Annotated in this window: 17 protein-coding genes and 2 pseudogenes; 5 read left to right on the forward strand and 14 right to left on the reverse strand. The window is 36.8% G+C overall.

Annotation, left to right across the window (positions count from 1 at the left end; genetic code table 11):
* Positions 1-14 precede the first annotated feature (14 nt).
* Positions 15-1211 carry an FAD-dependent monooxygenase gene (locus tag J2S10_RS21230; protein ID WP_307412050.1) on the reverse strand — a complete coding sequence of 399 codons (1197 nt, stop codon included), beginning with the start codon at positions 1209-1211 and terminating at the stop codon, positions 15-17.
* A 567-nt stretch (positions 1212-1778) separates the two neighbouring features.
* Here J2S10_RS21230 and J2S10_RS21235 point away from each other — a divergent pair.
* Positions 1779-2606, forward strand: a complete 828-nt coding sequence (locus J2S10_RS21235) for a GNAT family N-acetyltransferase (protein ID WP_307412053.1) — start codon at positions 1779-1781, stop codon at positions 2604-2606.
* A 191-nt stretch (positions 2607-2797) separates the two neighbouring features.
* Here J2S10_RS21235 and J2S10_RS21240 read toward each other — a convergent pair whose 3' ends face one another.
* The 4 genes from J2S10_RS21240 to J2S10_RS21255 all read right to left on the reverse strand — a co-directional run bounded on the left by J2S10_RS21240 (position 2798) and on the right by J2S10_RS21255 (position 5183).
* Positions 2798-2971: a hypothetical protein gene (locus tag J2S10_RS21240; RefSeq protein WP_307412055.1), complete on the reverse strand. Its 174-nt coding sequence runs from the start codon at positions 2969-2971 to the stop codon at positions 2798-2800.
* Between the two features lie 377 nt (positions 2972-3348).
* Positions 3349-3552, reverse strand: coding sequence for a DUF5808 domain-containing protein (locus J2S10_RS21245; protein ID WP_307412058.1), 204 nt, complete (start codon positions 3550-3552; stop codon positions 3349-3351).
* Between the two features lie 278 nt (positions 3553-3830).
* Complete coding sequence (locus tag J2S10_RS21250; protein ID WP_307412062.1) at positions 3831-4430, reverse strand: pyridoxamine 5'-phosphate oxidase family protein; 600 nt, start codon at positions 4428-4430, stop codon at positions 3831-3833.
* 522 nt (positions 4431-4952) lie between these two features.
* Positions 4953-5183 carry a hypothetical protein gene (locus J2S10_RS21255; RefSeq protein WP_307412065.1) on the reverse strand — a complete coding sequence of 77 codons (231 nt, stop codon included), beginning with the start codon at positions 5181-5183 and terminating at the stop codon, positions 4953-4955.
* A 287-nt stretch (positions 5184-5470) separates the two neighbouring features.
* Here J2S10_RS21255 and J2S10_RS21260 point away from each other — a divergent pair, with 287 nt between their 5' ends.
* Complete coding sequence (locus J2S10_RS21260; protein WP_307412068.1) at positions 5471-6886, forward strand: PQQ-dependent sugar dehydrogenase; 1416 nt, start codon at positions 5471-5473, stop codon at positions 6884-6886.
* Between the two features lie 1660 nt (positions 6887-8546).
* On the opposite strand, the gene J2S10_RS21265 is transcribed toward J2S10_RS21260, so the two are convergent.
* Positions 8547-8885 carry a YolD-like family protein gene (locus J2S10_RS21265; protein WP_307412071.1) on the reverse strand — a complete coding sequence of 113 codons (339 nt, stop codon included), beginning with the start codon at positions 8883-8885 and terminating at the stop codon, positions 8547-8549.
* A gap of 73 nt (positions 8886-8958) precedes the next feature.
* Positions 8959-9234 carry a hypothetical protein gene (locus J2S10_RS21270; RefSeq protein WP_307412075.1) on the reverse strand — a complete coding sequence of 92 codons (276 nt, stop codon included), beginning with the start codon at positions 9232-9234 and terminating at the stop codon, positions 8959-8961.
* Positions 9235-9776: 542 nt separating this feature from the next.
* On the opposite strand from J2S10_RS21270, the gene J2S10_RS21275 reads away from it, so the two are divergent.
* Positions 9777-10115, forward strand: a complete 339-nt coding sequence (locus tag J2S10_RS21275) for a heterocycloanthracin/sonorensin family bacteriocin (RefSeq protein WP_307412078.1) — start codon at positions 9777-9779, stop codon at positions 10113-10115.
* 56 nt (positions 10116-10171) lie between these two features.
* Here J2S10_RS21275 and J2S10_RS21280 read toward each other — a convergent pair whose 3' ends face one another.
* The 5 genes from J2S10_RS21280 to J2S10_RS21300 all read right to left on the reverse strand — a co-directional run bounded on the left by J2S10_RS21280 (position 10172) and on the right by J2S10_RS21300 (position 18540).
* A complete protein-coding gene (locus J2S10_RS21280) occupies positions 10172-10477 on the reverse strand; it encodes a hypothetical protein (RefSeq protein WP_307412081.1) in 306 nt (101 codons plus the stop codon).
* Positions 10478-10771: 294 nt separating this feature from the next.
* Positions 10772-15241 carry a coiled-coil domain-containing protein gene (locus J2S10_RS21285; protein ID WP_307412084.1) on the reverse strand — a complete coding sequence of 1490 codons (4470 nt, stop codon included), beginning with the start codon at positions 15239-15241 and terminating at the stop codon, positions 10772-10774.
* Complete coding sequence (locus tag J2S10_RS21290) at positions 15219-15965, reverse strand: DUF6063 family protein (RefSeq protein WP_307412087.1); 747 nt, start codon at positions 15963-15965, stop codon at positions 15219-15221. The genes J2S10_RS21285 and J2S10_RS21290 overlap by 23 nt, the downstream gene beginning before the upstream one ends.
* Positions 15962-17476, reverse strand: coding sequence for a hypothetical protein (locus J2S10_RS21295; protein ID WP_307412090.1), 1515 nt, complete (start codon positions 17474-17476; stop codon positions 15962-15964). The genes J2S10_RS21290 and J2S10_RS21295 overlap by 4 nt, the downstream gene beginning before the upstream one ends.
* Positions 17467-18540, reverse strand: a complete 1074-nt coding sequence (locus J2S10_RS21300) for a Wadjet anti-phage system protein JetD domain-containing protein (protein ID WP_307412093.1) — start codon at positions 18538-18540, stop codon at positions 17467-17469. The genes J2S10_RS21295 and J2S10_RS21300 overlap by 10 nt, the downstream gene beginning before the upstream one ends.
* A gap of 130 nt (positions 18541-18670) precedes the next feature.
* Between J2S10_RS21300 and J2S10_RS21305 the strand changes: the two are divergent.
* A pseudogene (locus J2S10_RS21305) lies at positions 18671-18877 on the forward strand (hypothetical protein); the annotation flags it as partial.
* On the opposite strand, the gene J2S10_RS21310 reads toward J2S10_RS21305, so the two are convergent.
* Positions 18800-18982 (reverse strand): DNA/RNA helicase domain-containing protein, encoded by a 183-nt coding sequence (locus J2S10_RS21310; protein ID WP_370876260.1) that lies wholly within the window; start codon positions 18980-18982, stop codon positions 18800-18802. The pseudogene J2S10_RS21305 and the gene J2S10_RS21310 overlap by 78 nt on opposite strands.
* Before the next feature lie 277 nt (positions 18983-19259).
* Between J2S10_RS21310 and J2S10_RS21315 the strand changes: the two genes are divergently transcribed.
* Positions 19260-19544 (forward strand): excalibur calcium-binding domain-containing protein, encoded by a 285-nt coding sequence (locus tag J2S10_RS21315; protein ID WP_370876262.1) that lies wholly within the window; start codon positions 19260-19262, stop codon positions 19542-19544.
* A 740-nt stretch (positions 19545-20284) separates the two neighbouring features.
* On the opposite strand, the pseudogene J2S10_RS27625 reads toward J2S10_RS21315, so the two are convergent.
* Positions 20285-20427, reverse strand: a pseudogene (locus tag J2S10_RS27625) (restriction endonuclease); the annotation flags it as partial.
* Positions 20428-20442 lie beyond the last annotated feature (15 nt).

Here is a 20442-nt window from a genome sequence, read left to right on the forward strand (position 1 = left end):
TATAGCAACCCATATCAATAATCTTTCAGTTCAATCCCGTTGGCAGCTTTCGCTATCATTTTCGAAATCATCTTAAACTGTACGCGCATAAGGGTGGGTACGCGCAATATTAAATTGCGTAGAAAGATTTTGAAGTTTGATTTTTCAATCATGCTCCCGGCAGCTATTCGTCCTATTTTTTGATTTTTCTCAACAAACTTTCTCATTTCATGTTCATAGGCAACAAATGCTCGGGCATAATCGCCAAGTGCAGCTTTAAGTTCGCCGGCTAATACATAAGCACCAACGAGCGCCAGGCTAGAGCCTTGACCTGAAAGGGGTGATGGGCCATACGCCGCATCTCCTATCAAAGTAATCCGACCTTTTGACCACGTCGGCATATGAATCTGGCAAATCTCATCAAAATAAAAGTCTGTCGCCTCTTTCATGCTTTTGAGCAGTTGGGAGGTTTCCCAACCCGTATCGCCTCCAAAGGCATTTTCGATAAGTTTCTTTTGAGATTCTGTATCATAGCGATCGTATTTCAATGCCTCAGATTGGAACACGAACATACCTTTTGCCTGGGTATTGTCATGGGCGCTAAACATCCCCACAGTTTTGCCTGGCATCGAATATAACAGCTGACGGTGGTCGACTTTAAGGTAATTATCGAGGGTGAAAATCGAGATATAACAGCCAAGCGTCCGTTTAAATTGTGCTTCGTCGCCAAAAGTCAAGGTGCGTACATTGGAATGGAGCCCGTCCGTACCGATTACCAGATCGAATGTGTGCGGTTTGCTGTGAATAAATTGGACTTCTGCACCAGCTTCAGTCTCATGTATAGCGGTAATCGAATCGCCCCAAATGTAGTGAATCGTATCCTTGGTTAAATCGTACAAAATGTTACTAAGATCCTCACGCATGATTTCGATGTCCAGACCCTTCTGGTTCCCCATACTCGCTTCGCTTATTTGACCTTCGATCTTGCCTTTCTTGTTCACGAAGTAAACACCCGTTAAGTTCGTGTCAGCTTCACGAACTAGAGAGAATATCCCCATCTCCTTAAGCACCGTAATGGCTGCACCACGGATATCAACGCCGTATCCACCTTGGCGCAATGAGGGCGAACGTTCTACTACAGTCACGTCATAGCCGTAGCGGTGAAGCCAGTAAGCGACAGCCGGTCCTGCTATGCTAGCACCTGAAATAAGAACGCGCATCGTTTTTTTCATATTGATTTATTCACTCCTATCTTAATGCTTTTAACTCTTTTAAACCTTTCTTGTACTGCTTTTTCAATTCCAAGACTCATATTAGTGCCTTCCTTACATAACATAGTTACTCTAGAGTATCGAATAACATAACTCTAATTTAACTTCAATTTCCCTTTGAGTAATTCCTACCATTAAATGGCCAAATACAAAAAAGCGCAAATCATACTGCAGAAATGCGCCCTTTACATAAAAAAAGAGCACAATTCTTGCTGCGGAATTGCACTTTTAATGGAATAATTAAAATATAACCTCAATACTAAGATCACTTAATTCTACGTTTTAGCAGTACAAAATAAGCAAATACGTATTAAAGACTTCTAGCCTTGTGGAATCCATCAAATACATTGATTGCCGCAGATAACATAAAGATGAAAATTCCACTGCCAACTATCCATGTTTCAAATATTCGCTGTAATGGTACTCGATAACTGATTCTAGCAAGTTATCTGACTTTCTTTCGGAAAGAAGGATAAACCCCGATTGGTAAAGAATAGTAATAAAGGACCGTTGAACAGGGGTGAAAAGATGTTAACACAAGAACAATTGCAAGAAATAAAAGAACTTCAGGAGGTTTGCGAAAAAGACGGTGGATTTCAGCTGAAACTGAATTTTGATATGCTCAAAAACAGAACTGGTAATAGTAAGGAAGACTTCTTCCATTATGAAAACAGTAAGCTTGTTGGTTTTCTAGGAAGCTATGGTTTTGGCAATAAAGTAGAGCTTTGCGGGATGGTGCATCAGGATTACCGTAGAAAAGGGATTTTTTCAAAGCTGTTTGAAATGGGGCTTGAGGAAGCTAAGAAACAAGGTTTTGAGACCATCTTGTTAAATGCTCCAACGGATTCACAAACGGCAAAAGAGTTTTTAAAGAACATTCCGAGTACCTTTGCGGTAGCGGAATATCAAATGAAATGGCAGAAAACAGATTTATCTGAAGATCCAGCAATAACCGTAAGGCCTTCTATTTCAAAAGAGGATTGGGAAGCAGAAGTACAGCTTGAAGTCTTGAGCTTTGGTTTTTCTGAGAAAGAAGCCAGGGATTTTAATCAGAGAATCATGGAGACTAGGGGTGGACAAAATCTGATCATCGAAGCAGAAGGAAAAACAGCTGGGAAAATGCGCGTTGCTGAAGGGAATGGCGAAGCATGGATTTATGGCTTTGCTGTATATCCTGAGCTCCAAGGAAGAGGCATCGGAAGAAAGGCTTTATCTAGGGTGGTAAAAATGGAGGACAAAAAAGGGTTTTCCGTTTTTCTCGAGGTAGAGGCCAAGAATGCCCATGCATTAGGACTCTATGAATCATGTGGATTTAAAAGCTACCATTCACAGGATTACTATAAGTATCTTTCATAATTTCTAATTAACCAGAGCTATCAAGAAGAACCAAGTTTGTTTCTTCTTGATAGCTCCATGTTTGTTATTTTTTCTTGTTAGAAACTTGTTTTTTTATTTTTTCTGGAGGACGTCCTTCAAGAAAATCGTTACTCGTCATATTTTCAAGTGCATGCCCAACTGTGTTTGTACGATTCAGTTTATGCTCTGCACTACTGGTCTTCTTCCCCAACCATGGTATTTCCGATCATTGGTTTTTTAACTCGTTTTTCTTTATCAGAATTCCAATCAAAGCCAGCTTCAGTCGTGCCTGTTGTCATTAATGGCTGCTCCATACCGCTTGGGTCAGAATTATTTTCAATTTTTTTAATGTTTTCTTTATACATTCCAATACTCCTCACACAATTTTTCTTATTTTGCACATAATGCGTATTCCTATACTAAAAGTGAAACATCAACTGTTTATTAGAGCTTTTAAAGGAAAAATAGAAATTTATGATTGCGAACAGTGAAGGCCACTTTTCGTAAAATGAATTTTCGCACGAATTACACAAAAACAAATAAATAAAAAGGGTATACCAAAAATTTATATTAAATGTCAAAAAATTAATTTGAATTTTAATAGTGACAAGTGATTTTTTATGATGTCTCACAAAATGTAATGGAAAAGTAGGTGTCTTGAGGTGATTCGTGACAGAGGCCGTATTAAATGGGTTTCAATGATGTTACCGGAACAGGTAAACTTATAAGTTCATTTAACTCATTAAAAAAATTTACGTAAAACAATTACTCCAATAATTGCCAGAATGAAAATCCATGCAATAGGATTTGCCCAGTTTACTGTCCGACCAAACCCAAATGCTTTTGGAACAAGAAAATTAGAATCTTCCTTATTATAATAGAAAAAATACCCTTTCTTTTTTCTGTACTCTTCAATTTCTTCATTTGTCCATTTTCTTCTTGCCAAGCTCAAATCCCCCTTTCTAAAGTGGATGACTAAATTTTTTATAAATTACTAACGAATATCGTATTATGTCTTTTTCTACTGATGTGAAACTCTATATGTTTTGATTAGGTAAATTATACATCATTAAACATGATAATTTATCTATCTTTTTTGCCAATTGGATGGAACTATATTTTTATATTAAATAAATTAATCTTTCCTCTTTGCATATTATTTACTGCAACAAAAAAGCAATTCTCCATCTTGAAGAAATGCTCCACGTTCGTTAAATTTCTTTTTTAAACTTTAATACTATGTTTTGCTTTGAAGAAATCTCCACCCTTTTGTTTTTCATCGTCAGTTCCCCAATTTATATTTTTGTCCATATATTTTAGTTTTGGGATATGTTTTGAACAATGAATATAAGCTTCTTCAACTTTGATCGCTACCCATCGTTCTGGGTAGTTCCCTTCTTTTTCCTCAATATCTTTCATTAGATCATCAGTCATTCTTAATGAGTCTAATTGTGCACTTTCAATAATAGAAGCTTTACCATTAACATGTAAGCCGATGTTATTTTCAAAAAAATCAATAAACATTAAACCTATATGGGGATTTTCAACGATGTTTCCTAAACTTGCCATAACACCATTACCTCTATATTCAGGATATATTAATGTTGTATCATCAATAACCCGGACAAAACCTTCTGAACCAGCTCTAAAAGAAGAGTCACAGTTCCCTTCAGAATCAGCTGTAGCTATAAACATCATAGCCTGCTTAGAAATAAACTCTTTCATCTTATCATTTAGGTAGTTAAGCATTTGATTTTCATAAAAGGAGGAAGCTTTCTTTGTTGTTCCATGCTGCTCTTGCAGAATATGTTCTCCTCTTTCCATTGTTTACAACCCTTTCAATAAATATGTCCATTATTTTAACACATTGACACCATGTTTTGTTAGGATTCAATTATTCCAGTATTTTATAGGAGAATACGAAATAACCCTTACTATAATACTAGTCAAGTTAATTATTGATCAGTTGTTTTAATAGAATATCCACAACCCGACTGCATCGGTCGAAATCCGATGTTCGCAAGAATTTTTTGGACATTTTTCCCTTTTCACCTACTGGTTATGTCCGTAAAAACACTTATTAAGGAGACCACATCAGAAGAAATCGATGAAAATTTTTTCTGCAAACCTTATTCAAATAAAGGACTTATTGATAAACTTCATCATTCAAGTATCGTAATGCGAAGTGTCCGCATGATTCAATAAAAAATCTGAAGGTTCTTTCCTATAAAATAACGGAGCTAAATCCTCCAGTTCGAACGCATTTTTATCAAAAATCCGCTGACAAAATTTACTTAAAACTTTGCATTCTTGATCTGAAAGAGTAGTTGTTTGTTCTTTTATCCTTTAAGGAGAGGACATCAATTCCTTGTATAAGGTAAAAATATCTTTCATGACAAACGGTTCCATATATTTTTTTACCGCTGTCTTTGATTCCTTCTCCACCTTCGCTTTTCTTTGATCTTTCATATCCATGAGGTCAACCAATTTAGGCTGTCTTTTTTCCGGTTGCAGCCTCCTGCTATAAAGAATCTTATCTAACGCATCATCATATTTCGTGTTGAGTTTTGATAGCATGATGGATTTCTTCTTTTTCAAATCATCTTCTAATAAGGATTTTATTTTTCCCAATCCTTTTATCGATTGGTAAGTAGTAATATCACGTTTAAGACTTTTTACAATGATTCTTTATACCGCGGAAATATCTTCCCCTCGTCCCAATGATCGCCCCTGGATTCCTCCGACGCTGCTGCGGAAAATGGAGCTATGCCTTATCAGATTGCCCAGCCCTAATTGGGTACTAATAGAACATTTCTAATCATATTCTTTTAGAAGATAACAATGAGAAGGAGTGTTAAAGTTAGGTGATAAAAGTTAAGGTTAGTTTACGGCCCATTGTTAGTAAGATAAATTTACCTACTGTTGTGAAAACAACTATACTTCCGGGTGACTCAATTGAAAGCTTATTTATTGCAACCCAGGTAGGAGAGATTTTTTACATAGGAAACGGAGGTATAAGGACTTTTTTAGATATTCGCCCACGAATCATAAAACTAGGTGGTTCTAGCGGTGGTTATGATGAACGGGGATTGCTAGGACTAGCGTTTCATCCTGAATTTTATTATAACGGTCTGTTTTATCTTCATTATTCAGTAGCTGGAACACAAGGTCCAGTTGCTTTTTCTGAATCTTTTAAGCCTAACCCGTGTGATCCCAAAACCTTAAACCAAAGGTGGATAAATAGAGAAACTCAATATGATCATATTGATACAGTTGAAGAATGGAGTTTGCAATCGAATGGTCAACCTCAAAAACGACGGACATTACTTAACTTAAGAAGGCCATTTTTAAATCATAATGGTGTCAATAGCTTAAACTTTTCACCTGAGACAGGGAAACTTGTTTTAACAACAGGTGATGGTGGAGCAGCCTATGACCCCTTTAATCTAAGCCAGGATAATATGGAAATAGCGGGTAAAATAATTGAAATGGACGTAGTTAAGAATACATTTATCAATAATCCACCCGTCGTCACACGTTTTAATGAACTTCCCGCACCAATTCAGGAAACACTTACGGTAATGGCCAAAGGGGTTCGCAATATACCAGGCATTTCATTTCAAAGGTTTTATAATCAGTATATCAAATATGTAGGAAATGTCGGACAGGACCTGGTAGAGTCGATTTTTTCCTTCGTTCATTATAAACCAATTCCGGTTACTCAGCTTGTTCAAGCTTCTTTAATGAATTCTGAACCTAACCAAGAAGGATTTGTTAACTTTGGCTGGCGAGGGTGGGAAGGTGGTTTTCCTACTTCGACTAAAGGGGGCTGCTCTGAAAATCCGACTTTGGATGAGAAAACAATTGCTTATTACAACGAAGCAGTAAACACTTCAGTGAGTCGTCTTAAGCCTCTCACTAGTTATTTTCATAAAGATCAAAGGCCCGATAAGTTTGGAGGAACTGCACTTACAGGAGTCCAAGCCTATATGGGGAATGGAATCCCCGATTTAACAGGAAGCGTTGTGTTTTCCGATCTTGCCCGAGTTGAAGAATCCAGGTCTCCAGTTAGAGGGGTTTTAGCATATACCAGGGTACGAACAGATGGTAAACTAAATGATTTTAGCGTTATTGAAACCGATTATAATTTTGGGTCTCAATCCGCTTATTATGTTAGTTTGGGAACAAATCTGGATCAAACCAAACTATATTTGGGTGTTTATGGCTCTATGAAAGTGACTGATTGTAACCAAGGTACTGTTTTTGAAATTGTTCCATGATTCAAAAATTCGACTTAATACCAGATAAATCTCTTTCCTGGATTTAATTGAATCGAAATATAAACAAACAAGAGAGCAATCATGCTCACTCATTTGATTATTTTTCTGGGAATTTAAAAGCCGAACACCTTGATTTCATACCTAAAATTTGTATTTCTCTTACAATCGAATGAATATTATGTTGCTTGTCCTCGTGAGATAACTCGCCGTCTTTGAAGAAGTTATATTGCGCGGCTCTTGTACAAGGTTCTGCTGTATCTGGCTCTCACTAACTTGTTGAGCATTCAATCGCTCTTTAACAAGTGTCTTCTCCTGAAAACAGCGCGTCTGCTAGTCCCACCTCTCCAGCACAAATTTTAAACAACAAATTATAATAGTAGGGATCTTTTTTCTTAAAACTCTATACCTTTACGGAAAAACCATGTTCTTTTTGCTCAATTGTGTACCCCCGGGGGCTAAAAACTGTTGCCTTCCCTTTTCTGGGGAACATAAAAGACAAAAAGAAAAATGGACCGAAGCCCCAAACCCTAATTTTTCACATTATTTCTGTTCTATCAACACGACACACTCGCACGTGTATTTAATGTAGAAACATTTAGGTGTTTTTAAATATGTCCCTTTGTTTTGAAAAATACAATATAGGACAAGACCATCAGATATAAACAAAAAAGCTGCTTGATACTTTCAGCAACTTTAAAATTTCTATTTCATTATTATAAAAAATTGATGAATTGATTTAGTTTTATTTAAACAATTAAGTTTAATGTTGGCGGGACTGCGTGGTAATCGAACCCACCAGCGATGACACGCACCGCTCAAACAGTTTTGAAGTTTGCTAGCACCTGTTTTTCTAGTATATCTATGTACTCTCAAGTTTTAAAAAATCAAGCTTTCTTGTTTTCTAATGTTTTCTTGTGATTTGTAATTTTAAAAATTTGGGCACCAAGCATGGCACCAAAACAACCTAGTTACATGGTATAAATAAACAATTAACCATTTATTAAATATAAAAAAAGCCGCTTTTTTTGATATCTTTTAGGTCATGTAGGTCAACAAGGGCCTATATGACCTGAAATGAAGCTAAAAGATAACATTATATTAGCAGACAAAAAGAAATATGAAGTGAGGAATGTGCCTATTGCCCAAATAAGTTTGACGTGAATCACGAAGAAATTAGTCAGTACATCAATCAAAACCAGAGGAATCCTTAAAAGAAGCCTTATGACTTGGGACATTGAACAAATGTCGAAGCGAACTCGTTTTTAAAAACTTTGATCATTACTCTCGTTAATTAAAATGGTTCTTAAATAGCAACAATGAAAACCCTAGAATCGTTGATATATCAATGGTTTTAGGGTTTTTTATTTAAATCTGCTTTGTAGAATTATGTATTCTCCCCCATACAGTTGGGTGAGGTTTTGGAAAATAACGTCATTTCCTTCGCTGATTCATTCGTACTGCCGTAACAATTCCACACTCAAATTTCTCCGTCAGTCGCCATTGCTTTGAAACTTCATTCTCTCAATAAAATACTTTAACCTTTACACGTTTTTTCTTCGAAAAAACAACTATACAACGCCCCTTTCCAAAGTAAACACTTCGGTAGCTTACAGGCTGTTTCCTACGTTTAATTAAGACAGTTTTTCCAACTTAAAGAAATTTAATCAAACACAACAACTCCTACAACATCTTCGAAAGCAATGCGGTGAAATTCACCAGAATTTACTTCAATTCGCAGCTGGTGCGTAATCGGATCGACGTAGTGAATCCAGCCAGTAATATCCCGCGTAAAGCCATCGTCCCACACCGTTATCTTTACCGCATGATTAAACTCCATTGCGTAACATATCCGTTGGTCGAACTCTTCCGCTTCATTTTCGTCTATTATCGGCTTTTTAATCCGTTCACTATCACGCCATAAATCACGCTGAGCCTTAATTAGCTCCGGCATACCAAAGGCAAACTGCCACTTCTTAATGCCCCGATCGCGATTAGCCATAACGATCACCTCGTTATTATTATATACGAACTAATGTTCGGTATGTAAACAAAAAATATACGACGATGCCAGATTACCCGTCGTAATGGTATAAACCTTGTGCGCACGCCCTACAATACAAATTACCTTTATATAATTCAGTTTCATTATTCTCGTATTCATTACCGCAACGATTGCAATTATACTTTTTACCTTTGTGATAATTTTGTAAAAAATACGGTTCGAAATATGGTGTGAGGTTATTTACGTTTGCTTTGTAAAGCTTACCAATAAGTGATTCTTCGCTATCTAACTCTTCGTCCCATAAAGTCTTTTTTGATTGTTTATGGTAATAATCATTAAATTTCAATTAACATCGCCTCCCGATAAATTTTATGCGTGAATTTAAATAATTTTCCATATAAAAAAACACCAACCACAAGGATGGTGTTCTTGGTCATTAAACATCGGACGTTGCATTTCGAATGTTAACGGGATAAAAGACTCAGGTTGCCATTTAATTTTACCTCTGTCTCGTATGACCATTTCGTTCATCCCTTTCTTATTCTTATTATATACAAACTAATGTTCTATGCGTATAAAAAAGGTCACATTTAGGTCCAATGAATACCTTACTTTTGTGGACATTTATTATATAAACCCGAGTTATATGATGTTCATACCCCTGTTCCAGTTTAAAACAACTCTAAGTTCCCCGTAGAAAATAGGCATACTGTGGCATGAAATAGGCATCTAAATCAGTAACAGTGACCTACTTTAAAACATACTTTGTTGAAGAGAGTACCTGAGATATTTGGAGGTTTATCTAACAGAACTAAAAATTATCTTAATGATACTCTCTGTTCAAATATCTGTTTTAACATATTTTATATATTCTATGGGGGGGTAAATGTGCAAAATTTTCCAAATGAATTACAGATGTTGGGCTTGGATAATTACCAAGTTGGAGAGGCTATTCCAATAGGTCCTCACCAATTTCTAGAAGATTCACGTCGTTGCGGTCGGTGCGGTGGATTTGGTTGTGGAGGATTCCGATGCGGCGGCTTCCGATGTGGAGGATGCTTCGGCGGATTAGGCGGATTAGGATTAGGTTTAGGATTAGGTTTACTTGCTGGCGCTTGTGGTGGCTGTGGTGGCTGTGGCGGTTGCTTCGGCTGTGGCAGTTGCTTTGGCTTTGGCGGTTTTGGTTTTGGTGGTGCTTGTTCAGGACTTGGTATCGGTTTTATATAAAAAGAATGTGCCCCTGCTGGTTCTGCCAAGGGGTATTCCTATATTCTCTGTGAAAGTTAATGTTCCTTCTTCATACCTGCCTGTACAAAAATATCCAACCATATTTTTCCTTCGGTGAAAGTAATATCCTTAACTGCTTCAATAATTTTTTCAGATAAATCTGATTGTTTTTCATTCTGTTCTGCTCTTTGTTGTCTATGCCCACCTTCATTTAAAGTCCAGATATGGTTCTTCGATAAATGGTACGAAAACGGTATCATCCCAATTGCTTGCTTAGCACAATCCTGATCTACTGTATTTAGCCAATTTGTTCTGCCTTTTTCTCCTTCAAGCTTACTTATTATTAATCCTCTTTGTCTCATTAGTTGGGTTCTCTTTCCAGCCATAGGCTTTTGTTTCTGGCGATACCATCTAGCTTTACGTTTTTTATCTTTGATAATTGAACAATCGGGGCAATACTTTTGCACGGCACTAACCTGGAGTTATTTAAGTCACCATCACAAGGTATACAATTTATAGAAACCATAATAATATTTTTTTTATTAATATCAGATATTTTTTAAGCCTTATTTTTTATACGTTTCCCTAATACAAATAAAATCCCACTTTCCATCCGAAAGTGAGATTTCTACGTTAATCCTCAATTTATCATTGTGTTATCTTTTTGAGCTAACTTCCTCTCCTTGGTAAATCCGAAATGCTGGAACAATCGTGTCTGAAACAAATTCTTTTCCTTTTTCACGAATGAAATCCAATTTATAATAGGCATCAAATCTTTGGCTGATTTCCGTTTTCACAAGTTCTGGCGGAGTGACGACGATGAATTGGAACTTCAGTTTTTCGGCAACTGCGAATATCGGGTCAAGGACATGTGCCGATGCAGCTTGTCCGAACGGATTATCACATACTAAAGGAACCCAGCTTTTATCTGATTCACTTTTAACTGATAATAACATCATCATCATAACCATTCGAGCTGATAGCTTTTGTCCTCCACTACCATCGGATTTTGTCTTAGAACCTTGATTAATTGTCTGCCAGGTTGAATAATGCTCTCTTTGCGGTTTCCCGTACATAAAGGCATTATCCGTTCGCATATTATAGACGAGTAGCTCAGGATATCGATTTCGAAGTGATACAAATAAAATTTGCTCATCACTAATAAGTTGTTGTATTTCTTGGTCTAAGGCTAGATTATGATCATCAATCAAATCAAATTGTTTGGTAATTTTGTTAATGGCAGCGACAAAGTGCTGCTTCAGTAGTGGCTCGATATCTTCAGCCTTTTTAGGTAAGATATCTTCTTTTAGCTGGACGAGCGGAAAGGACCCTCGTTCATTTTTTAGCTTCATTTTCGCAATCATGGAACGAATAGCCTCTGAAATGCTCATCACCTTCATGCTGGCACGGCTGGCCCAGAAGTTTTGAGCCTTTTCTGCCCTTTCTTTGTCGCGTTCTAATTGTTCCAATCCACTTTGTGAAAAACGCTTCATATTTTTAATTACGCTTTGAATATGTGTATAATGCCTCGTATCCATATGGTCTAATGTTGTTAATACTTCATTTTTAAAACGAATCTCCCAATCTTTGCCTTCAATTGTGAGCTTTAAATTACGTAATGATTGTTCGATTTTCGCATGCTTCTCCTGGCCTTCTTCTTGAACTGCTTGATGTTCTTCACACCAGGATAAGATACACGCTTTTCCTTGAATCTTAATTTTTTCTAAATCATTATCCGTAAATGCTGCCGCTTCCTCCTTAAGGATAACGGATAAAGTTAACAAATCCCCTTCATAACCAGTAATATTCGTTTCTGTTTCTTTTTGGCGTTTCTCAGCCTGCTTTACTTCCTCTTTCGTTAATCTAGTTTGGTCGTTAATTTCTACGGCCTTTACTTCTAAGTCAAGGTCTTCCCATTCTTCAGGCTGTTTTTCATACTTTGCCACTTTCTTTCCAGACTTGTCCCGCTGAACGGTCGCAAGCTTTAAGGAAGTTTCCGCTACTGTCACGGCCGTTCCTTGTTCCCTCTCTTCTTTTTCCGCAGTCTTCGCTTCCTTCTGTGCCGTTTGCAGCATATTTTCTAATATACTGATCGGTTCATCTGGTTCCGGAGCGTTCTTCCACTCCTCGTTATGTGTATTGAGTTTTTTCTCTAATTTCTTTTGCTGCTTTTGTTCGGATTCTTTTGTCGCTTGAATAACCAGTAATTCTCTGGCCTGTTCTTCTTTTGATTTTTGGAGCAGTTTTAGCTCTTCGATGCTTCCATTAATCTCTTCTAATAAATGTGGTGATAAGCGTGGGACCTCTTCACAAAGCTCCGCTTTTTCATCCGCAGGAAAAATCGCTTCCTCAATAAAGAAGGCGACCTCCTTTATATTTTGTTCGGTTGTAAGCTTCCATTCTACATACGTTTGATTCCAATTGTCTTGCAGTTCAACGATATACTGGTGCTCTTTACCGATTTCTTGCTGCACTATACCTAAGGCTTCCTTTTGATTCTCTTTCTCTAGTTTCACCCGTTTATTTTCTTGATGAAGAGACTTTTTAACTTCAAAATCCTCTAATGTTTCCATATCTTTTGTAAGCTTGTCGATCTTTCGCTTTGTCGTCTCCAGCTGTTCTTTTAGCTGAAGTTGTAATTCTTTCTCTTTTTCCTCTTGTGCTATGATTTCCTGTAATTTCGTCTTCTTAGAAAGAAGGGTTTCCTGTTCCTTATTAATCGCTTTTTCAATATCACTAGAAAGCTCACTTGATAAAAACCGATCGATTTCTTTTAAAATACGACGTAAGAAGGTTTCTGTTTTTTCAATTTCATTGAGTGTATCTTTCTTTTCTTCTATTTGTTTAGCAATCTTTAATTTCCAGTTGGTGAATTGGTTTTTATCACTTAATAGTTCTTTCTCGGTTCCGTTCATAATCACAAAGGATGATTGGTGATTTTCATTGTTCATTTCCTCGCGCATGAAAATCGGAACAGGACTTTTAAACATTCTTCCTGAAAGAAACTGCTGATTAATTTTTTGCCATTGCTGTTGACTTACAACTAAACCGTATGGAAGAAGCGGATACATCATAAGGTATTTCGCCATTTCCTTTGTACTTAAAGATTGGAGAAATTGGGTTCCATAAAACACATCAATGCCAGTCTTCTCATCAATCCATTCCTTTAATTCCTTCACATCTTTATTGGCAATCCAGAAAGGCTCATCATTTAAGGAATGGTCCAGTTGTGTTTCCCAAAGGTCTTTTTTTATTTGTTCACCTTGTTTACTATTATTGCCTAGAAGATCTTCAATCTGTATGGCATATTTCGATAAAAGAGCGTGGGTTAACGGTGCAGTGAAATCATCTAATAATCCATGAAGTTTATCTACTAGTTTTGCTTCTTTTTGCTTTTGCCCTTCATTTGTTGCCTTTAACTCTTCACATTTTTCTTGGGAAAACTGAATCGATTGGACGAGCGTACCATGAGAAGTAGCAAGTTGATTTTGCTTTTCACTAGATTCTTTTTCTTTTGCTTGCAGCTCTACTAACTTAGCCTTTTTGTTTTCAATTTGTTTAGAAAGGCTCTCGATAAAGCCCTTAAAGTCATAGGTTAAGCGGTCGCCAAATTCTTGGATGAGCCCTTTTTCCTTAGACTCAAATGTATGTATTTGCGTATATAGAAAATCAATTTCCGTACTAAGCAGAGCAATCTCCTTTGTCTTTTGTTTATCCTGTTGCGACAGCTCCGTTCCTTTTTTCTTTAAGAATTTTTGGTACCCCAAATACTGCTTAACCGCTTCTTGTACAGATTGATAAGAATGCTCCCATTGCAATGCTGCTTCTTTTTTGATTTCATCCATTCTATGATTCACTTGTTCTAAGCCACTATTTTGTTCCAATTTCGCTATCTGCTGTGAAAGAGAGCGAATACTTTGTTCGTTTTCATTCCACTCTTTCAATAAAGCCTGAAAGGCTAGCTGTTCTTTTCGTTCCTGTTTACCCTTAACCATCTCTTGTAAGGAAGTATGCTTTTTCCTTTCTTCCTCTAATTTCTTCTCCCAGTCCAATACCTCTCTGTGAGCTTTTGCATATTCTAAATTGTCTTTTTGATAGAGCAAATCTGCTTGCCTTATCAATAATTTTTCTATGTCTTTCTCTAAATTAAGCAGCGATTCCTTTTCCGATTGAACCAAATGCTCTAAAGCACCAAGCAGTTGTCTTCCAACCTTTATACTGGCTTCAACAATTTCTTTATGCTCGACTCCTTTAGCTAGGTTCTCTTCAAATGGGACAATGTCTTCTAAAAACTCCTTGTGCGCTTGCTCTCTTTTTAAGAGAACTGGCAGGTCCTTGGCAATACTTGCCTGACTCTTGAAAATCTCCACAAGATCGCTCTTTTGATGTTCCGTTCGATACAAGACTTGACTAACAGTAGGAATGATTCGTTTTTGGAACAGGGAATGATCATCCTCCGCTCCTTCAAAGTATTTCCCAACGCCGCCTTCATCCTTGTTAATGTCCTTCATAATATCCCAGTCTTTACGGTTAATTCCGTATGTATCAAGGATGCGATAGTGCTTCTTCGTATCTCGGTAAACGTCAAATCCATTCCATTTTAAATAATCCTTCAAGCTTTCGGTTTCAGCAACCTCATCATTTTCATAGATTGGAATATGCTCAAGCGCTGCCTCTTCTTTCCGTTCAAATTCTCTTGTATAAAAGATAATAGAAGGGAGGATTTTCGCTTCCTGTTCCAATGTTTTGCTTTCATTTCCGCCTTCATCGCTCATCGAAATCCGCTGTTCGGCTGAGAACATTCCTCCAGTTACCAGATGACGGCGGTCCGCACCGTCCAATTCCCATTGAATGACAACATGAAAGGTATATGGAATAAATTGCTCTTTATTATTAAAGAAGAATTGCTGATAATATCGATTGTTTTGTTTTCCCCAAGAAGTTCCAGGTTTGAGGATTTGGAAAATGGTTTGAAGGAACACACCTTTACCTCCCCCATTCATCATCGCAATGAGACCATTTGTTGATGTCTCTTCATTATGGAAGTTAAAAGTGGTATCTTTGTATTGTTTTTGCATGCCATCATACTTCAGGCCAACAATTCTAATTCGATGGATTTTCGGCATGCTCATCATCCTCTGTGGTCATTAATTTTTTTAATAATTCATAACGATCATAATCGTGATACAGATATTCAATTCGCTCAATAAGCTCTTGCTTTGGAATAGCCTTAGGAATATCATCCCGATCAAGAATGACGATCAGCCCCTCCGTCTCTAATAAGCGCATAGCACTGGCAATTAAACCGATTCTGGTTCGTCTATTGGCTTTTTTAGCCCCAAAATCATCTGTTTCCACTTCCATGTATTTCCACGTCGTCACAACTTCCTTCATATCGATTCGTTCTTCTTCTCCGAATGTAGGCTTCGCTTTAAGAATGCTCTCCCAATTCATGATGAAATCGTTGACTTGCCGTTCTAATGCGTAGTAGCTAATCCCTTCACGCTTCGTGCGGATTTTTGCAGCCTGGTTGCGGTCTATGCTTGCTAAAAAAGACATAATGACAACGCTAATAAGATGAAAGTGCTTTTTCGTTTCGATTTGCCGATGCTTTTCTTTCATATGGGTAAAATTCGTAGCAAAGACGGAGCCGGTTGGCTGTACAACCAAATGGATTCGTTTAGGCGATTCAATGATATATGTACCTGATTCGTCTGCTAATAAAAGAACTGTTTGTCTCACTTCCGGATCAAAATAAGTCTGGAAGTGCTCGCTATTTTCTTCGATTACTCTATCTCTCAATAATGAAAAATAGACAGCTGATGCTTTTTTGATTGTTTCTGCATTCATCCTTTCTCCTCCTGTACACATATTTTAAAAGGGGTCATTTTCATACGTTGCCAGAGGAAAGGCTCCGCTCGATGATCAAACACAGTTAAGATCTTCAAACCTTCAAACACTTGAAATTGCGGATATTCCTTCATTAGTTTATAAAGAAGAATTTCCCTCTCATCACTTAATGTTTCTTCCTTCCGATGCAGTACTTGAACCTTCAGCGGTTTTTTATCGAACATCATCCATAAATCAATTGTTTCAGATTCTTCAATCCATAGATCCTGCACTTCTAATGGCAAGGTTGATAAATCTGCTAATGAAAACTCTCCATATGTTTGTAAAGATTGAAAAACATAACTCCATGCCTTAATCACCGACTCCCAGTTCGTTACTCGCTGACGGGTAATGCTTTCTTCTGCCTCCTCTTCGATTACAGCATCCGTTAATTGTTTTTCATCAAATTCTTGTTCACCCCAAATCCAATCAAGCGGCAAAATAAATTCGTTCTTCGGTGAAAATAAAGGAGAAAGCACTCTTTCTATATCCATAAAAGAATGAACGCCTTCCTTCATGAACAAATTTTCATAAATATGTTCTCGAAATGAAACCAAGCTGGTTTCCCAAAACAATGAAGGGTTTTCCGCTTTTAATTTCATCTCATATGAAATATTTTGAATAACTAGCTTGGCAAAACGATCATGCAATTGCCTGGTATGGCCTATTTTTTCTTGGAGAAGAATCAATTCTTTCTGAATAAAATCATCTTCTTCATTTCTTCGTTTCGTTTTTTCGATCATGCTCGTTATGGTACGGAAGTGAGTTTTTTCTTCTTCAAATTGCTTTTCAATTTCAACACGATTGTCGGCCCTTTGCCATTCTTCTTCAATTAATAAGATTTTGGGATTATTGATCATTTCCTTTTGAAAAGTGAATTCTTTTGCCATTAAGCGGTTTACTCGTGAAATGAGGTGATCGAGGTTTCGGGTAGCTTTTCTAAAATTACCGTTTTTTATCAACTGCATACTATAGAGCTGTTCGATTGTTATCGAGAACTCCTCAGCCATTTCCCTGCTCATAAAAATCATTTCCTGAGAAACATCTGTGAGTTTATAAACAATCGATCCGCCCATCTCTAAATTCGTATATAATTCATCCATTGTCACATATCGGAATGTTTGCATCTCCCATGATTGTCTGATTTCATCGTAAAATAAGGCTTCAAACGGCTTACTGTACTCTTCTTTTCCCTGATATAAAAGCCCACTGGTAATCCGTTCAATCTGCTTATCGTCTGCTAAAAGCTTCATTTGTTTAATCGAATCTTCCACAATATACTTGATATCTGACTTGCGTCTATGATCATCATCATTTAATTCTCGATAAAAGATAGTAAGAAGCACTTGAATGAGAATCGTTTGGATATGAGGCTTCAACTCCCCTACTTCCATTCCCCTTCCAAGCTCAAACAGTGGATTTAATCGCTGCATTCGCTGGGCGAATCCTTCCCATGATTCGTTCACATCCATCTCCTCCATGTTTCGATTGTTAGGACTTCTTGTGGAATCCGCTTATTTTCCTGCCATAATTGCAGTAGTAGAGATTGCTCCTCTTCCTTAAACCATTGAAAAAATAAATCACGGTGCTTGATGTTTTGGGTTTGCCCGATTTTCTGGTCATTCCTTTGTTCTAGACACTCAAGCATTTTCCGATAAATTTTTAAGGCAGGCTGTATACAGCAATCCGGATATTTTTCAATAAGCCGAATGAGGACCCCGTATCCTGCAGCATCAAGGTCTCCTGCGTAATAGAAAAGATAGGATTTTGGCGGAAACATTCGAAAGAAAAAGGAAAAGCTCCGTTCAATTTTCGTCCCTTCACCATAAATAATCAGTTCAGGTTCATAATCTAGTTTATTTTCTTCCAATAACTTAATGGAAGTATGGAAGAAAGATAGATTTTCAACAATCAGTACCCTCTGAATATCTTTTATTTCTTTCCCTTGTTTCATCCAAAATACAAAAGGCTCCCCGTAGTTCACCATTTTAAGTTGGTCTTCTGATATTCCAATTCGAGCTAAAAAGCCTTTTCCTTCAGGAAAGCTATCACTGTCTAGTAAGAATTTTTCATGGCCAAGGAGCTCGAGGCTTCTTTCTTCGTATGACACTATTTCCCGTTCCTGACTGGATTGGAGAAAAGTATATAAATGCTGAATTCGATCCCATTCTTCTTTCGTTTGCCATTCGGGATGCCGTTCATAAAAGGAAAAATCAAACTGATCACTTAATTTCATCATCGCGAGACGATCCCATTTGATTACCTGAACTTTTATATTCACCCAGTAATATAATGGTAGAGCTGGTATTCTTCCATTATATTGATTATTTTGAATAGGGATCAGTTGTCCCTCACCCTGCAATGTTTCAATTGCACGATAAAACAACGAATAACCATCCATTTCAAAATAATCATCCAAAAGCTTCCGCAATTGTAGTTCTAAATCGTTTATATTTATTTTCTTTTTTTGTTTAGGGTGTTGAATATCAGCTATAAAACCTCTCACCCGTGTTTCAATGATATCGATTGTATTCACCTACTTAAAACTTCTTAGTGTCATGAATAGACTCCTAATACCCATTTTGGACATCCTTATATTATAAACTAGTTACGATATGGTTGGTAAATGAATTTTTCTTGATAGAATGGTTTCTGCAAATGGTCCATTACAACAAGGAGTTCACCCTAAAGTCGTTTCCGAACATTTAGGTCATTCGACGATTGGAATTACGATGGATACGTACACTCACGTATTGCCGAACATGCAAAAAGAAGCTGCCCAGCAATTTGAGAGCTTAAAAAATAACATATTCAAAGTCGTATCCTTTATCACAACAATAAACATAGCAACCCTTGATTCCCCTGGTCATTAAGGTTTTATACGTATTACGAACAAGTTCATTTAGCGGATCAGCTTTCCCCTTCTTGGGCTTAGCAGGTTTAGCTCCTTTATCTTTAAACTCATCTCTTCTAACAATTTATGGAATTAATTGAATGTTTAATTAAAATATTTACTTCTATCCAGTTAAGTGTAGCCGATTCACAGTTCGAATAATCCATCCTGGCTTCTCACTTAGGTTTTTGTTAAGTTTACTTTTGTAACCATCTCCAAATATCTTCAATAAATTCCTCTTTTGATTATATTATTTACTATCCCCGTTCCCCAAAACTTCTACGTACGGTGATAGTTACCAATTTTTACTAATAATATTGTGTGAAAATGAAGGTTATTATAATTAAGGAAATTATATGGAAATGGAGGGATCGACATTGAAAAGATTGTTCACAATTTTGCTATCTTTTGGCCTGGTTCTAAGCTTTTCCTTTGGTTCAACCAACAATGCTGAGGCGAAGACAGTGATTAAAAAATATAAAAACTGTGCGCAAATGCATAAAGATTACAAAGGTGGCGTTGCACGAACATCTTCTGTTAAAAACAAAGGAAGAAAAACAAAATTTAAGCCTTTTGTTTCAAAAGCACTATATAATGCAAACAAAAACTTAGATCGTGATCACGATTTCATTGCTTGTGAACGCTAAGCATTAATTTGGGACCGTACACCTTTATTTCTAGAACTATTCAAAAGGTATTTCCAAATCTTTCATGTGACTGTTAATAAAAATTACTGTGGGGTAACTGATAATGCAGAATGGATTGTAGAGAGACCGAATGCAACTGCCATTGATTGTATTTTACCCCTTGGTACTTGACTAATTATTACAATGATCTATTTACCAACATCTATTATTGAGTAGACGATGGTACGCTTTTTCATCTAGAAATTCATCAAATGGTACTACCGAATATATTTCTTCATGATTCCACTAGTACCTTGTCTTACTCAAACCATTGTTTTTTAAGTAGACCGGCATAAACGTGCCATATACTGCATTTCCCATATAAGAAACGAAGAATAAACCAAGAAATAGGAAATAGATACGAGTGTATTTTTCACTCAAGATGTTCACCTCAAACTAAGGATTATTTTTATTCTACTTCCATAACCGATAACAGTCTATGTCCCAATGCTAAGTTATTAAGTTTCGAACCACTGATCGCGATTTTGGCTCAGCCTGTATGGGGAAGTTAGAACATAATTTGGTTCTTTACCATTCCTCTAACCAAAATAAATTCTTTCTTCTACCCTTTTGGTGATTCTGATTTACTTCCTTGTTTTTTCTATTTCATATTTAATATCTGCCACCTCAATCCTATCTCCTATAAAAAAGATAAAATTAGCAGTTCTATTTTTAATCAATAATAATTAACTGTTTACCTTTTACAACATAAGCTTACTAGGATCACTCTCAGGTCCCTCAAATCTCACATCTTCATTTATTGCTTCAAAATGTTTACGTGCAAATGCTATCTTCGCTTGCTCTTCTGGACGAAGAAACCCTCAATGTTTGTACCTTTTGTTTCGAATTTTTTTTAAAT

The sequence above is a fragment of the Neobacillus ginsengisoli genome (assembly GCF_030813055.1).

Bases quoted from the DNA above. Each gene is read 5' to 3' on its own strand.
- J2S10_RS21230 (WP_307412050.1), bottom strand. From the start codon at position 1,211: ATGAAAAAAACGATGCGCGTTCTTATTTCAGGTGCTAGCATAGCAGGA.
- J2S10_RS21235 (WP_307412053.1), top strand. From the start codon at position 1,779: ATGTTAACACAAGAACAATTGCAAGAAATAAAAGAACTTCAGGAGGTT.
- J2S10_RS21240 (WP_307412055.1), bottom strand. From the start codon at position 2,971: ATGTATAAAGAAAACATTAAAAAAATTGAAAATAATTCTGACCCAAGC.
- J2S10_RS21250 (WP_307412062.1), bottom strand. From the start codon at position 4,430: ATGGAAAGAGGAGAACATATTCTGCAAGAGCAGCATGGAACAACAAAG.
- J2S10_RS21255 (WP_307412065.1), bottom strand. From the start codon at position 5,183: ATGCTATCAAAACTCAACACGAAATATGATGATGCGTTAGATAAGATT.
- J2S10_RS21265 (WP_307412071.1), bottom strand. From the start codon at position 8,885: ATGGCTAATCGCGATCGGGGCATTAAGAAGTGGCAGTTTGCCTTTGGT.
- J2S10_RS21280 (WP_307412081.1), bottom strand. From the start codon at position 10,477: ATGAGACAAAGAGGATTAATAATAAGTAAGCTTGAAGGAGAAAAAGGC.
- J2S10_RS21285 (WP_307412084.1), bottom strand. From the start codon at position 15,241: ATGCCGAAAATCCATCGAATTAGAATTGTTGGCCTGAAGTATGATGGC.
- J2S10_RS21290 (WP_307412087.1), bottom strand. From the start codon at position 15,965: ATGAATGCAGAAACAATCAAAAAAGCATCAGCTGTCTATTTTTCATTA.
- J2S10_RS21295 (WP_307412090.1), bottom strand. From the start codon at position 17,476: ATGGATGTGAACGAATCATGGGAAGGATTCGCCCAGCGAATGCAGCGA.
- J2S10_RS21315 (WP_370876262.1), top strand. From the start codon at position 19,260: ATGGAGGGATCGACATTGAAAAGATTGTTCACAATTTTGCTATCTTTT.